Origin of the sequence: Rhodococcus sp. IEGM1339, assembly GCF_050321925.1 — a bacterium.
GTDB lineage: Bacteria > Actinomycetota > Actinomycetes > Mycobacteriales > Mycobacteriaceae > Rhodococcus > Rhodococcus pyridinivorans.
Map to the genome: position 1 here is coordinate 35009 of NZ_JBNQFT010000019.1, position 14734 is coordinate 49742.

Consider the following 14734-nt stretch of genomic DNA (forward strand, 5'->3'; position numbering starts at 1 on the left):
CCCCAGAGTAACTACAACGACCGACCGGTCCGGTCACCCCCCGCGCGCGAATGGAACTCAGCAGGCAGACAAGGTCACGAAGCGACCCCCACGCCCCCTGATCACGGTCGCGCAGAAGTCACGGACGCGACCCGCATCGAGGTCACGGACGCGACCCGCATCGAGATCACGGACGCGACCCGCATCTCTCCCTGCCCCCAGCCCGTCGAGGAGCATCGCCGCGGCCCATTGCAACGGAATGAGTTCGTGTTCGTCCGCGCGCGCGAGGACGTCGGCGGCCAGATCCATAGCCGGACCATGGTCGGGCAGTCCGGTCAAAGAGGCCGACCGAACGAGGTCCGACTTCACGGAGTGCCGGATCGATCCGAATCCGTCCGCAAGTTCCACCGCGCGGTCCGCCCGGCTGCGCGCACGGGTGAAGTCGCCTGCCGCGAGAGCGGATTCGGCCCCGACCCATGCGAGACGGATCCGCTGTCGCACGAAGGCCTTCTCCCCCGCTTCCGATTCGGCAGCGTCGAGAGCGGCTGCGCATCGGTCGAGCAGCGACCCGCACACCGCGAGACGGCCCCGCCCGAGCGCATCGGCCGCCAACCCCGTGGCAGCGTCACACCATGCAGCGACAACATCGACGTCGCGCCGTGCGGCGACAGTGCCGACGTCGCGCCGTGCGGCGACAGTGCTCCCGGAGCTGGTTCGCAGCGACCCCGCCTCCGCGAGAGCACGTCCGTCCAGGACGGCGGCCGCGCGATGTCCGCCCAACTGACGGAGAAGGGAGGCCTCGGTGCTCGCTCCGAACGACGACCACACTCCTCCGGTTCCACGCACTCGGGCCAGCTCGGTCCGCGCGGCGGCGTAACGTCCCTGTCCACCGAGCGCGACGGCCCGCAACCAGTTCTGTTCGGGTCCGTGCGCCTCAGGGAGCGGATGTGCCCCCGGGGACGAGCCGAAGGCCGCGGCGACCAGGATCGCATGGCGGTCGGACGGTGTCGGTGCCGTGTGCCGGCGGGCGTCGGAATGTGCCATCGCGGAATCATCGCACCAGCGGATACCGACGATACGCGGGGCTCCGGGCCGACGCCGGGCATTTGTCGGAGAGACAATTATCACCGCGAGCGCAAATAGTCTCGATGATTGGAACGCAGGGATGCACAGAAGACATTTCCGAACATTTTGTTAAACATCGAGTTAAAACATGCGTTGTGCATGTATGGTGCCGCCCCGACCTCCGAGGCCGAGCCGGAGTCCGCATCCAGCCGCCAAAAGGCCGGGTTACCAGGGAGTAAGGGGCTTTTTACCCACATCGGGAGCATAAGATACCCCGGATCACCCCCGCCCGCAGCGCACAGGCACGACTCCTCACAAAAGTAAATATTTCCGCGGTTAAATCTTGGCTGTTCGGTTATGGACTATCCCACTCATCGAAAACATTGACGACGAATCGATACAGATCCTACGGTGAGTTTGTTTGATTCGGATCACAGCGGGAATCCCGATGTGTCCACGGTCCGCTCGCACGATTCACGCGAGCTTGCTGCAAAGGAGTGCCACATGCCCGCACCACACACACTGCCCGGCCCCAACGCGGACCTCTGGGATTGGCAGATGCACGGTAAGTGTCGTGGTGTGGACTCCTCGGTGTTCTTCCACCCCGACGGAGAGCGCGGTCGTGCCCGCGCCCAGCGGGAGAACCGCGCGAAGGAGCTGTGCCGCACCTGCCCCGTGCTGGCCCGTTGCCGCGACCACGCCCTCGCCGTCGCCGAGCCGTACGGCATCTGGGGCGGCATGTCGGAGACCGAGCGGGAGATGTACACGAGGCAACGACGGCGGAAGGTCGCTGTGTGAGGCGGTCACCCGCCCCGTGACGACACCGTCACGGTCGTGACCATGTCAACACCGTCACGGTCGTGACCATGTCAACACCGTCACGGTCGTGATCATGTCGACACGACCGTGACGGTACGACCGGGAGGCCGGTTGGAGGAGTTGCGTCGATACGACGAAGGCCCCGCAGGGAATGCGAACATTCCTTGCGGGGCCTCGCTGTATTCGTGCCGTCCGGAACGACTTTCATGTCCGGCTCGACCTACGGACCCGCCGGGCGGCGGGTCCGCGGCCCTGACCGGTCGCTCAGTGCGCGTGACCGTGGCCGTGCCCGGCCTCCTCCTCCGGCTTGTCGACGACGGCGCTCTCGGTGGTGAGCACCATGCGTGCGACCGACGCGGCGTTGACGACGGCGGAACGCGTCACCTTCACCGGGTCGACGACGCCCTCGGCGACGAGGTCGCCGTAGGAGAGGGTCGCGGCGTTGAAGCCTTTACCCGTCTCCTCGACCTTGCTCACGACCACCGCACCGTCGATGCCGGCGTTCGTGGCGATCCAGTACAGCGGCGCGGTGAGCGCGGTGCGCAGCGCGGCGACGCCCGTGGCGGCGTCGCCGGAGAGGGACGCCTGGAGCTCTTCGAGCGAGCGTGCGGCCTGTACGAGAGCCGACCCGCCACCGGGGACGATGCCCTCCTCGATGGCCGCCTTCGCGGCGTTGACTGCGTCCTCGACGCGGAACTTGCGCTCCTTGAGGTCCGTTTCGGTCGCCGCACCCACACGGATGACGGCGACGCCACCAGCGAGCTTCGCGAGGCGCTCTTCGAGCTTTTCGCGGTCCCAGTCGGACTCGGTGGCCTCGATCTCACGACGCAGCTGAGCGGCGCGCGCCTCGATGTCCTCGGCGGTACCGGCACCGTCGACGATCGTGGTGCTGTCCTTCGTGACGACGACGCGGCGGGCCGAGCCGAGCAGGTCGAGTCCGGCCTCCTTGAGGGACAGACCCAGATCGGAGTTGATGACCGTACCCGCGGTGACAACGGCGAGGTCTTCGAGGAAGGCCTTCCGGCGATCACCGAAGTACGGAGCCTTGACGGCAACGGCCTTGAGGGTCTTGCGGATCGCGTTGACCACCAGGGTCGACAGCGGCTCGCCCTCGATGTCCTCGGCGATGATCAGGACCGGCTTGCCGGACTCTGCGATCTTCTCGAGGAGCGGGAGGAAGTCGGGAAGCGAGCTGATCTTCTCGCGGTACAGCAGGACGAGCGCGTCCTCGAGGACAGCTTCCTGCGCGTCGATGTCCGTGATGAAGTAGGGCGACAGGAAGCCCTTGTCGAACTGCACGCCCTCGGTGACGACCAGTTCGGTGCTCAGGGTGGAGGATTCCTCGACGGTGACGACACCGTTCTCCCCGACGCGGGTCAGCGCCTCGCCGACCATCTCACCGATCTCCTCGTCGCGCGAGGACACGGTGGCGACCTGCGCGATGGCGGTCTTGCCCTCGACGGGAGTGGCGGCAGCGAGCAGAGCCTCGCTCACCTTGTCCGCACCCTGGGCGATACCGGCACCGAGCGCGATCGGATTGGCGCCTGCGGCAACGTTCTTCAGGCCGACCTTGACGAGCGCCTGGGCGAGAACGGTCGCGGTGGTGGTGCCGTCACCCGCGACATCGTTGGTCTTGGTCGCGACACTCTTGACGAGCTGGGCGCCGAGGTTCTCGAACGGATCCTCCAGCTCGATCTCACGGGCGATGCTCACACCGTCGTTCGTGACGGTGGGACCACCGAAGGCCTTGGCGAGCACGACGTGCCGGCCACGCGGGCCGAGCGTCACCTTGACGGCGTCGGCCAGCTGGTCGACACCGCGCTCGAGAGCCCGCCGCGCGGTCTCGTTGAACTCGATTTGCTTGGACATGTTCTGCGACTACTCCTGGACTCGGATGTTCCCCAACGTATTCCGCCCCGGGTCCGAAACGGGACACCGGGGCGGAATGCAAGCGGCCTACTTGGCGACGACAGCCAGGACGTCGCGCGCAGACAGGATCAGGTACTCCTCGCCGGCGTACTTGATCTCGGTTCCGCCGTACTTGCTGTAGATGACGACGTCGCCTTCCTTGACGTCCAGCGGGATGCGCTTGTCGCCATCTTCGTCCCAGCGGCCGGGTCCGACGGCGACGACGGTGCCCTCCTGGGGCTTCTCCTTCGCCGTGTCCGGGATGACCAGGCCGGAGGCAGTCGTCGTCTCGGCCTCGTTGGCCTGGACGAGGATCTTGTCCTCGAGCGGCTTGATGTTCACGCTCGCCACGATGAGCCCTCCACTTTCAGGGGTAATGGGGTCCGAGAACCGGTGTTCTCGGACACGGGTGTGTTCAGTCATCACGGTGACTCCGCACGCGTCCCGTCGTCGCGGGTGCCGGGCCGGCGCTCGGTGTCACTAGCACTCTATACACGAGAGTGCCAGCGCTCAAGGGCAACGGGTGCAATCACGCCGACCTGCGTGGAACCCGACGTCATGTTACGGTTGAATAACGGAAACCCATGAGCGTGATCGTTCGGTGACCTCAGCCGAGGTAGGCCCTGGACGCCTGGTCGTCGATCACGCACGGAAGGTGAACAATGCCCACGTCGCTCGGCATCTCCGTCGGCGCCTCCGGCGCCGGCTCGGCCCTGCGCGTCGATGCTGCACACGCGCCCACAACGGAATTCCGCAGACTCGCCTCCGAGTCGCAGCCCGGGCGCGATCTCGGAGATCTCGTCTTCGACGCCGTCTCGCTCACGTCTCCTCGCGGAACCGCCCGCGGAGCCGACAGTCCCGCCATCATAACGGTCGCATACCGCACCGAGGAACAGGCGCACGAGATCCGCACGGCCGCCGAGCGGACGGGCCACATGGTCCGCCTCGTTCCGGAGACCACCGCCGCCCTCGAGTATCTCTACACAGTGGGGGTCCGTCGCGAACCCGGCGCGATCGCGCTCGTGGACATCGGAGCCACCGGCACGACCGTCTCCGTCCTCGACCGCGAGACCGGCACCCTGCTGCGGTCCGCACGTACCGAGACCGTCGGCGGCGACGCCCTGACCGCACGTGTGCTCGATCATGTCCGCAACGCCACCGAGCGGATGCGCACCCGGAGGCAGATCGACCCCGGCCTGCTGGCGGCCCGGTGCCAGGGCGCCCAGGAGGCACTCTCCTCGGCGACGACGACCCGCATCGACATCGCCGAGGCCGGTCCCGACGCGACGGTCACCCTCACCCGAGCGCAACTGGACGAACTCACGACCGATCTCGCCGACGAAGCGGCGGCGTTCACGCGGCGCATCTGCTCGAGCACCGATCCGGTCCCCGAGACCATGGCCCTCATCGGGGGCGCGGCCGCGTCCCCCGTCCTCGCCGCGGCGATCTCGGCGGAGTTCGACGGCGAGATCGTCACCGTCCCCGAACCGGGAGCGGCTGCCGCGATCGGTGCGGCACTGTCGGCCGATTCCCCGTCCTCGGTCGGATACACCGTGGTCGGCTCCCTGTCGCGCACCGGCAACCGGTCCTCGGGTCGTGTCTCCGGTGCGGTCGCCGGGCTCCTGGTGCTCAGTGCGGTCATGGCCGGCTTCGCCACCCAGCACTTCACCGAACGCGACAGCAGCGACGCCCAGGTGTCGCCGCGTTTCACGAGCGGCGACGTCCCCACGCAGGAGGCCGGTCCCGGCGAGTCGGCCGTCCCGTCCCACGACCCGCCGCCCGAACCCGTGACGTCCCGGAGCACCCGGGACGCACCCGCGCCGACGACGGTTCCCTGGCCGTTGCCGACCGTCGAGCACACCGTTCCGTCGACCCAAGGTCCGTGGCCCACTGTGCCCGAGTCGTCGAGCACCACCGTGACGCCGACGCCGATCGATCAGGTGCCGACCCCCGGGTCGACAGCGGAGGAAGAGTCCGACCCGGACCGACCGTTCACGTCGCCGGATTCCGAGACCGCACCGAGGCCCGATCCCGACTCCACGGCTCCGGACTCCACGGCTCCGGACACCACGGCTCCCGACACGACGGCTCCCGACACCACCGAGCCGACCACACCGCCGGAGACGACGAGCCCTGCGCCCACCGATCCGGAGACGACCGAACCGAGCACCGGTGTGAGCCCGACACCCCCGTCGACCACCTCGCCGACCGAGACGCCGTCCGCGTCGTCCACCGGCGCATATCCGACCGACGTGTCCTCCACGATCGCGTCCGTCACGGAGGAGGGCACGACCGTGCCATCCACCGGACAGACCACGACGGGGGAAACGACCACCGGGGAGACCACTACCGGATCCGGGACCTCGGAAATCGCCCTCACCTAGGCAGCGCGCCCTCCTCGGGTGGGGGTCGGTCGGGAAAGGTCAGGCCACGACCTGCGACACCGACACCGACAGGCCCGGATCCGTCGCAGCGCCCAGCGAGGACGGCTGCGCCCCCGCGGCGATGAGATGCGCGCCCAGCGACGCGATCATGACGCCGTTGTCGGTGCACAACTTCGGCCGCGGCACGCGCAGGGTAATACCCGCAGCAGTGCACCGTTCCTCGGCGAGTGCGCGCAACCGGCTGTTGGCGGTCGCTCCACCACCGAGGACGAGCGTGTCGACACCGAGATCCTGGGCGGCCCGCACAGCTTTCATGGTGAGCACGTCCGCCACCGCCTCCTGGAAGCCCGCGGCGACATCGGCGACCGGCACCGGCTCGCCCTCACGTTCCTTCGCTTCGACGAAGCGGGCCACCGCGGTCTTGAGACCGGAGAACGAGAAGTCGTGACGCGCGTCGCGCGGACCGGTCATACCCCGCGGAAAGACGACCGCGAAGGGGTCGCCCTGGCGGGCCAGCCTGTCGACCTCGGGACCGCCCGGATAACCGAGCCCCAGCAGTCGCGCGACCTTGTCGAAGGCCTCCCCGGCGGCGTCGTCGACGGTGGTGCCGAGTTCGACGATGGGTTTGCCGAGATGTTCGACGTGCAGCAGGTGGGTGTGACCACCGGAGACGAGCAGCGCCACGCAGGGCGGCATCGGTCCGTGCTCGAGGGTGTCGACCGCGACGTGGCCCGCGAGGTGGTTGATCGCGAAGAACGGCACGTTCCACGCTGCCGCGTAGGCCTTGGCGGCGGCGACACCGACGAGAAGTGCTCCCGCGAGACCCGGCCCGATGGTTACGCACACCGCGTCCGGCTTCTCGATCCCGGCCTCGTCGAGGGCGCGCCGCATCGTCGGCACCATGGCTTCGAGGTGGGCGCGGGATGCGATCTCCGGCACCACACCACCGAAGCGGGCGTGCTCGTCCACGCTCGACGCCACGGCGTCGGCAATCAGCTCGAGGGTGCCGTCACCCACCCAGCGGACGATGCCGACACCGGTCTCGTCGCACGAACTCTCGATGCCCATCACGACGGGGCGCTCGGGCAGCTCGAATCGGGGGCTGGTGGTGCTCACGCCGGTGACTCCTCTCGCGGATCCGGACGACGCATCGTGTACGCGTCCGCGCCGCTCGGCTGGTAGTAACGCTTCCTGGTTCCGACGATCTCGAAGCCCTCGCGCCGGTACAGGGCGATCGCCGCGTCGTTGTCGGTGCGCACCTCGAGGAAGACCGGCCCTCCCCAGCGGTCGGCGACGGCCAGCAACTCCCCCAGGAGGGCTCCGCCGATCCCCCGGCGGCGCGCCACGGGGTCCACACCGATGGTGTGCACCTCGGATTCGGGTTCGATGGCCGTACCGAGTCGCGCGAGTCCCGCGTAACCGATCAGCCGGCCCTGCGGGTCGCGGGCCGCGAAGTAGCGGTTGTGGGGCGAGGCCAGCTCCGAACGGAAGGCGTCGGCGCTCCACGGGTCGTCGCCGGGGAACAGGATCTGTTCGAGTTCGGCGCAGCGGGGTGCATCCTCGGGGCGCAGTGCGTCGATGACGACCGCGTTCTCTGCGGCCGTATTCTCCTCGGGTGTGGCGTTCATGCTCGGCGATTCGCGGTCTCCACCGCGTCGGGGCGGCGCAGGTACAGGGGCACGAGCGGCTCCGGTTCGGCGCCCGCGCGCAGGGCGTCGGCCGCGACTGTCACCAGGCCCGCCGGGGACGGCGTCTGCACGTCCACCGCCGGAAGGTCGAACAGCGCGACGTGCGACGACGAGCCCGCCACCCGCACCGACGGCTCGGCGGGCACGTCGGCGGGCTTGCGCACCTCGGGTCCTTCGACGCGGCGGCCGCCGGAATAGCGTGCCCAGTAGATCTCGCGACGACGGGCGTCGGTGACGACGAGCAGATCGTCGTCCGTACCGTGTTCCCGGTGGACGTCCGCGGCGATCGCGTCGAGGCTGCACACACCGTGCACGGGGATGCCGAGCGCATCACCGAAGGCCGCAGCAGTGGCCATGCCGACGCGGAGACCCGTGAACGGGCCGGGTCCGATGCCGACGACGATCGCGTCGAGATCGATGGGGGCAGCGCCGGCCTCGGCGAGGCATTCGAGGATCTGCGGGGTGAGGACTTCGGCGTGCGCTCGCGGATTGTCGAGCACGCGCGCAGCGACCGTCTCGGGTCGGGCATCGTCCCGACCGCGGTCGAGACGGACGACTCCCGAGGTCACGGCGGGGGTGGCGGTATCGACAGCGAGCACGAGCACGATGTACCAGCTTACCCCGCGCGACCTGCCCGGTCGGTGTGCAGTGACGGAGGCCACCGGCATGCGGACTGCCGGTGGCTCAGCCGATCCATTCCCACGAGGCACGGCGGACATCGGTGCCCGGGTCGCGCCGGAGCCGGACCCTCAGATGCCGTTCGGCGAGCTGTTCGACCAAGCCACCGCCCCATTCGACCACCACGACGGTGTCGGTCAGGTCGGTGTCGAGGTCGAGCGCGTCGAGTTCGTCGAGGGCGTTCGGTCCGTCGCCGAGACGGTAGGCGTCGACGTGGACGAGCCCGACCGGTTCTCGTCCCTCCGGACTACCGGGACGGTGTTCGCGGGCGATGACGAAGGTCGGGGAGGTCACGCGTCCCTCCACCCCGAGGCCGGCGGCGATTCCGCGGGTCAGCGCCGTCTTTCCCGCGCCGAGCGGCCCGTCGAGCACGACGAGGTCGCCGGCCCGCAGCCCGGCTGCAAGCCTGCGCCCGAACGCCTCGGTGTCCTCCACGGTCGGCAGTTCGATGGTCTGCTCCCCCACCTGCGGCCCACTCGATTGCGAATCACCCAATTGCGATCTGCCTTCCGTTCACTCCCTGCGTGAAACTCCGCTGGATCAGACGATCGAGGGCACGGTCGACCACCTCGGGGAACTCCAGCTGCACGAGGTGCCCGGCACCACGTACCCGCTTGAGTTCGACATCGGGCAGTTGCTCCGCCAGCGCCTCGGAACTCGAGTACGGGATGACCATGTCGGCGTCGCCGGACAGCACCAGCACGGGCACGGTGCCCAGGACCGGAAGCGCCGCGGACTCGTCGTGCAGTTCGAGGGTGCGGAGGAAGTTGACGATGGTGAGCACCGACGTCTCGTCGAGCATCCGGTCGGACAACTTCACCAGGCGGGGGCTCACGACCGTGCCGTAGGACGCCGCACGCAGGATCGGCGTCACGACGGCACGGGCCGCGCCGCGCGCGAACTGCACGAATCCCGGTGCGGTACGCGCCGCGTACCGGAACGCGTCGATCACCGGGTTCTCGAGATTGCGTCCGATGCCGGTCTTGCTGAGCCCTGCCGCGGTGGTCGCCAGCAGACCGACGCCCACGATGCGTTCACCGAACAGGTCGGGCCGCTGGGAGGCGAGCGCGATCGCGGTCATGCCGCCCATCGAGTGGCCCACCACCACCACCGGACCGGTGGGCGCGACTTCGTCGATCACCCGGCCCAGGTCGCGGCCGAGCTGCGCGATGGTGCACGTCGCGGCACCGGAGAAACCGGATTCGCCGTGACCACGCTGGTCGTAGAAGACGGCACGCACGTCACGCCCCCACTGTTCGCGCAGGTGGCGGTACTGCATATGCCAGGCCTGCATGCGCAGGCAGTAGCCGTGGACGAACACGACGGTGAGCCGAGCCAGGGCCGAGCCGCTCTCGCGGACCACGAGCGGGACACCGTCCTCGGTGGTCACGATGCGGCGCGGGAGCCGGAGGATCTCGTCGAAGTCCTCGTTCTGATAGATCTCATGGGCGGGCGCGCCCGCGGTCTTGACCGCGTACAGTCCCGCCGACGATGCGAGCGTCGCAAGGCTCGCACCGAGGAGTCCCATCCTGTTCACGAGTGACATGACGTCACGATCCCTTCGCTCCGACATAGGTCCGGACGGTCCGTCCGCCGATGCCGGTCACGATCTCGTAGTTGATCGTGCCCAGCTTGTCCGCCCAGTCCTGGGCGTTCGGCTCTCCGTGACGCCCGTCACCGAAGAACAACACCTCGTCGCCCTCGCTTACTCCTGCCCCATCGGGGCCGAGGTCGACGACGACCTGATCCATGCACACGCGCCCGATCTGCGGGCACCGGCGCCCGCCGAGCTGCACCTCGATGCGCCCGCTGAGATTGCGGCGGATCCCGTCCGCATATCCCATGGGCAGCAGCGCCACCGTCGTATCCGCGGGAGCAGTCCAGGTGTGCCCGTAGGACACCCCGTCTCCCGCCTTCACCTTCTTCACCAGCACCACCCTCGCCCGCACGGTCATCACCGGCCGGAAGCCCAGGTCGCCGAGTTCCGGGATCGGTGTCAACCCGTACATCGCAATTCCGGGCCGAACCATGTCGAATCGCAGGTCGGGACGGGTGACGGTGGCCGCGGAATTCGACAGGTGCACCACTTCGGGAGCCAGATGGTGCCGCCGCAGATCCGCGACGGCCTCGCTCAGCCGGTCACGCTGCTCGGCGTTGCCCGGATGCTCGGGTTCGTCGCCGTGGGCGAGGTGCGAAAAGGCTCCACGCAGCCGCACGACACCTTCGGCCTGTGCCCGGCCCAGGTCGCGCGCCATGTCGTCCCACTCGTCGACGGCGACACCGTTGCGGTTGAGGCCGGTGTCGACCTTGACCGTGACGGTCGCGGTGACCCCGACCTGCCGCGCCGCCTCGACGACGGCCGCTAGATGCCGCGGCGAGGACACGCCCAGTTCGATCCCGGCCTCGACGGCGGGAGCGAAATCGGAGTCGGCGGTGTGCAGCCACGACAGGATCGGAGCCTCGATACCCGCGGCGCGGAGTTCGAGGGCCTCGCCGAGCGTCGTCACACCCAGTTCGCGGGCGCCTGCGGCGAGCGCGGCACGCGCGACCGGCACGGCCCCGTGGTTGTAGGCGTCGGCTTTGACGACGGCCATGACCGCAGCGGGACCCGCGTACTCCCGGAGCGCTCGTACGTTCTCCGCCACGGCATCGAGATCGATGAGAGCTTCGGCTTGGGGAAGGACGGTACGCGCAGGTCGCGGGGTGCGTTGGGTCGTGGTCACGTCTGTCGATCCTGCCACTGCGCCGTCGGACGCCGACGTCGTGTCCCCGTGTACCACGTCACGATTCGGCAATGTGGGTGCGCAGCAGACGAATCGAGTCGCCGAGTCGCGAGAGGATCGCGCTCGCCGAGGTCGGCGCCGCTCCGGGGGACTCGGGGTCCTGCGCGGCCAGGTTCGCGGCGAGGGCGTGGGCCCGAGCACCGGCCGCCGCGGCCAGGTCCACCGGCATGCCCGACGAGAGCAACGACCCGATGACACCGGCCAACACGTCCCCGGCACCCGCGGTCGACGCCCACGAACCGCCCGCATCGTTGACGAAGACGTGCCCGTCGGGCCGTGCCACGAGCGTCGCGCGCCCCTTGAGCAGCACGTGCACTCCCCAGTCGGCGGCGAGGGAACGTACCGCCGCGACCCGGTCCGGTTCGGGGCGGTTCCCGGTCAGGCGTGCGAACTCGCCGGCGTGCGGGGTGAGCAGGGTGTGCGCGGACCGGCCCCGCACGAGACCGGGTTCGCGGGCGAGGAGCGTGAGTCCGTCGGCGTCGACGAGCACCGGCAGGTCGGTGGCGAGGATGTCGCGCAGGTTCGCGCAGGCCTCATCGTCGGTACCGGCACCCGGCCCCACGACCCAGGCCTGCACCCGCCCGGTCTCGGCCACCGAGGGCGACACGACGACCTCGGGGAACCGCGCGAGCACCTCGGAGGCACCCGACCCGGCGTAGCGCACCATGCCGGAGGTCGCGGCGACGGCCGCTCCCGTGCACAGCACACCCGCCCCCGGATACCGGGCGCTGCCGGCACGGACACCCACCACACCCTGGGAGTACTTGTCGTCCTCGGCGCCGGGCACCGGCCAGATCGCGCCGATCTCGGACGGTTCCGCCGCGACCAGCCCGGCCTCCGGGAGTGTGAGTCCGATGTCGACGAGTTCGACGCGACCGCAGCGCGTGGCGCCGAGTGCATGGACCGGCTTGTAGGCGCCGAAGGTGACGGTCACCGCGGCCGTGATCGCCGGTCCGTCGACGGCACCGGTATCGGGGTCGACACCGCTCGGGATGTCGACGGCGATGATCGGCGCGGTGATCTCGTCCACGAGCGCGGCCGCCGCCGGTCGCAGCGGGCCGCGCCCGGAGATGCCGACGATGCCGTCGAGCACGAGGTCCGGGTCGCCGAGGTGCTCTGGAGTCGCCGGGACGATCCGCCCGCCGGCCTTCCGCAGTGCCCGCAGACCCGCGGGGTGCGCCCGGTCGGGGTCGAGCAGCAGTGCAGTGACGGACACGCCCCGCCGGCGCAGGAAGGTTCCCGCCCACAGCGCGTCGCCGCCGTTGTCGCCGGACCCGACGAGCAGGCTCACCCGCCGACCGGCGATCCCACCGGTGCGTTCACGCAGTTCGGAAGCCACGACCCGCGCGAGTCCGTAGGCCGCGCGCCGCATGAGGGTTCCCTCGGGGAGAGACTCCAGCAGCGGCGCCTCCGCCGCGCGGACCACGTCGGACGGGTGAAAACTGCGCATCGTCCCTCCTGCACCGGCGGGTGGGTCGCTATTCGACGGTGACCGACTTGGCGAGGTTGCGGGGCTTGTCGACGTCGTAACCACGGGCCTGCGCGACCTCCGCGGCGAAGACCTGCAACGGCACCGTCGACAACAACGGCTGCAGCAGCGACGCCGACCACGGGATCTCGACGAGGTGATCGGCGAACGGCCGGACCGTCTCGTCGCCCTCCTCGGCGATGACGACGGTGACGGCCCCGCGGGCCTGGATCTCGCGGATGTTGCTGAGCAGCTTGCTGTGCAGCACGGCGCGGCCCTTCGGCGACGGCATCACGACGATGACGGGCAGCCCGTCCTCGATCAGCGCGATCGGGCCGTGCTTGAGCTCACCGGCCGCAAAACCCTCGGCGTGCATGTACGCCAGCTCCTTGAGCTTGAGCGCACCCTCGAGCGCGACCGGGTAGCCCACGTGCCGACCCAGGAACAGCACGGCCGGCGAGGCCGACAGCTCACGCGCCAGCGCCCGCACCGGCTCCATGCCGGTCAGCAGCTCGGCGATCTTCTCCGGCATCGCCGCCAGATCCTGGTACTCGCGGGCCACCTCGTCGGGATACTTCGTGCCGCGCGCCTGCGCCAGCGCCAGACCCACGAGGTAGTTCGCGGCCATCTGCGCCAGGAACGCCTTCGTCGACGCCACACCGATCTCCGGGCCGGTGCGGGTGTAGAGCACCGCGTCGGCCTCCCGCGGGATCTGCGCGCCGTTGGTGTTGCACACCGCCAGCACCCGCGCCTTCTGATCCTTGGCGTGCCGGACCGCTTCGAGGGTGTCGGCGGTCTCCCCGGACTGCGAGATCGCCACGACCAGCGTGGACCGGTCGAGCACCGGATCGCGGTAGCGGAACTCCGAGGCCAGCTCGACCTCGACGGGCAGGCGGGTCCAGTGCTCGATCGCGTACTTGGCGACCAGGCCCGAGTGGTACGAGCTGCCGCAGGCGACGACGAACACCTTGTCGATGTCGCGCAGTTCCTGATCGGACAGGCGCTGCTCGTCGAGCACGATGCACCCGTCGACGAAGTGACCGCGCAGGGTGTCGGCGACCGCGGCCGGCTGCTCCTCGATCTCCTTGAGCATGAAGTAGTCGTGGCCGCCCTTCTCGGCGGCGGCGAGATCCCAGTCGATGGTGAACGGACGCGTCGCCACGTCGGTGTTGCCGTCGAAGTCGGTGACCTCGTAGGAGTTGTTCGTGATCACCACGACCTGGTCCTGACCGAGCTCGACTGCCTCCCGGGTGAACTCGATGAACGCCGCAACGTCCGAGGCGATGAACATCTCACCGTCGCCGACCCCGACGACCAGCGGCGTCGACCGGCGCGCCGCGACGATCGTGCCCGGATGATCGGCGTGGGCGAAGACCAGTGTGAACGCACCCTGCAGCCGGCGCAGCACACTGCGAGCGCTGTCGACGAAGTTGCCCGCCGTCGGACCCTCGGCGTAGGCGCGGGCCACCAGATGCACCGCGACCTCGGTGTCGGTGTCGCTGGCCAGCTCCACACCCGACTTCTCGAGCTCCTCACGCAGCGGCGCGAAGTTCTCGATGATGCCGTTGTGCACCACCGCGACCTTGCCGGTCGCGTCGCGATGCGGATGCGCATTGCGGTCGGTGGGACGACCGTGGGTGGCCCACCGGGTATGCCCCATCCCCGCGGTACCGGCGAAGTGCTCCTCGCCGATCTCGGCGAGCTCGGCCTCCAGATTGACCAGCCGCCCCGCCTTCCGCTCGACGGCCAGACCACCCTTGCCGTCGAGGATGGCGATTCCCGCCGAGTCGTAACCCCGGTACTCCATCCGCCGCAGCGCTTCCACCACGACGTCGAGAGCACGACGGTGCCCGACATAGCCCACGATTCCGCACATGCCTAGCATGGTACTGGTCGACCCCCGCCCGGGAACAACACACCGGTGAGCCCGTACACCTGCATCGGGGCACGCCGTCCGGTACG

At 69.4% G+C, this 14734-nt stretch carries 13 protein-coding genes; 2 read left to right on the forward strand and 11 right to left on the reverse strand.

Annotation, left to right across the window (positions count from 1 at the left end):
- Positions 1-57: 57 nt before the first annotated feature.
- Complete coding sequence (locus ACQR3U_RS16850; protein ID WP_230810969.1) at positions 58-1023, reverse strand: hypothetical protein; 966 nt, start codon at positions 1021-1023, stop codon at positions 58-60.
- Between the two features lie 525 nt (positions 1024-1548).
- Between ACQR3U_RS16850 and ACQR3U_RS16855 the strand changes: the two genes are divergently transcribed.
- Complete coding sequence (locus ACQR3U_RS16855) at positions 1549-1842, forward strand: WhiB family transcriptional regulator (protein ID WP_006550073.1); 294 nt, start codon at positions 1549-1551, stop codon at positions 1840-1842.
- Positions 1843-2127: 285 nt separating this feature from the next.
- Here the strand turns inward: ACQR3U_RS16855 and groL are convergent, their stop codons facing one another.
- Positions 2128-3732 carry a chaperonin GroEL gene (gene groL, locus ACQR3U_RS16860; RefSeq protein ID WP_230810970.1) on the reverse strand — a complete coding sequence of 535 codons (1605 nt, stop codon included), beginning with the start codon at positions 3730-3732 and terminating at the stop codon, positions 2128-2130.
- 87 nt (positions 3733-3819) lie between these two features.
- Positions 3820-4122, reverse strand: a complete 303-nt coding sequence (gene groES, locus ACQR3U_RS16865) for a co-chaperone GroES (RefSeq protein WP_006550071.1) — start codon at positions 4120-4122, stop codon at positions 3820-3822.
- A 311-nt stretch (positions 4123-4433) separates the two neighbouring features.
- On the opposite strand from groES, the gene ACQR3U_RS16870 reads away from it, so the two are divergent.
- Positions 4434-6155, forward strand: a complete 1722-nt coding sequence (locus ACQR3U_RS16870; RefSeq protein ID WP_230810971.1) for an Hsp70 family protein — start codon at positions 4434-4436, stop codon at positions 6153-6155.
- Positions 6156-6194: 39 nt separating this feature from the next.
- Here ACQR3U_RS16870 and tsaD read toward each other — a convergent pair whose 3' ends face one another.
- From tsaD to glmS, 8 genes are all read right to left on the reverse strand, one after another.
- On the reverse strand, positions 6195-7223 hold the full coding sequence (gene tsaD / locus ACQR3U_RS16875) for a tRNA (adenosine(37)-N6)-threonylcarbamoyltransferase complex transferase subunit TsaD (RefSeq protein ID WP_230810992.1): 1029 nt from the start codon (positions 7221-7223) through the stop codon (positions 6195-6197).
- Positions 7224-7267: 44 nt separating this feature from the next.
- Positions 7268-7783 (reverse strand): ribosomal protein S18-alanine N-acetyltransferase, encoded by a 516-nt coding sequence (gene rimI, locus ACQR3U_RS16880; RefSeq protein WP_006550067.1) that lies wholly within the window; start codon positions 7781-7783, stop codon positions 7268-7270.
- Positions 7780-8448 carry a tRNA (adenosine(37)-N6)-threonylcarbamoyltransferase complex dimerization subunit type 1 TsaB gene (tsaB, locus tag ACQR3U_RS16885; protein WP_064060917.1) on the reverse strand — a complete coding sequence of 223 codons (669 nt, stop codon included), beginning with the start codon at positions 8446-8448 and terminating at the stop codon, positions 7780-7782. The genes rimI and tsaB overlap by 4 nt, the downstream gene beginning before the upstream one ends.
- 79 nt (positions 8449-8527) lie before the next feature.
- Positions 8528-8986, reverse strand: a complete 459-nt coding sequence (gene tsaE, locus ACQR3U_RS16890; protein ID WP_230810972.1) for a tRNA (adenosine(37)-N6)-threonylcarbamoyltransferase complex ATPase subunit type 1 TsaE — start codon at positions 8984-8986, stop codon at positions 8528-8530.
- A gap of 22 nt (positions 8987-9008) precedes the next feature.
- Positions 9009-10067, reverse strand: a complete 1059-nt coding sequence (locus ACQR3U_RS16895) for an alpha/beta fold hydrolase (protein WP_230810973.1) — start codon at positions 10065-10067, stop codon at positions 9009-9011.
- Between the two features lie 4 nt (positions 10068-10071).
- Positions 10072-11244, reverse strand: coding sequence for an alanine racemase (alr, locus tag ACQR3U_RS16900; RefSeq protein ID WP_230810974.1), 1173 nt, complete (start codon positions 11242-11244; stop codon positions 10072-10074).
- 58 nt (positions 11245-11302) lie between these two features.
- A complete protein-coding gene (locus ACQR3U_RS16905) occupies positions 11303-12754 on the reverse strand; it encodes a bifunctional ADP-dependent NAD(P)H-hydrate dehydratase/NAD(P)H-hydrate epimerase (protein WP_006550062.1) in 1452 nt (483 codons plus the stop codon).
- A gap of 28 nt (positions 12755-12782) precedes the next feature.
- Positions 12783-14648, reverse strand: a complete 1866-nt coding sequence (gene glmS / locus ACQR3U_RS16910) for a glutamine--fructose-6-phosphate transaminase (isomerizing) (protein ID WP_230810975.1) — start codon at positions 14646-14648, stop codon at positions 12783-12785.
- Positions 14649-14734: the final 86 nt, after the last annotated feature.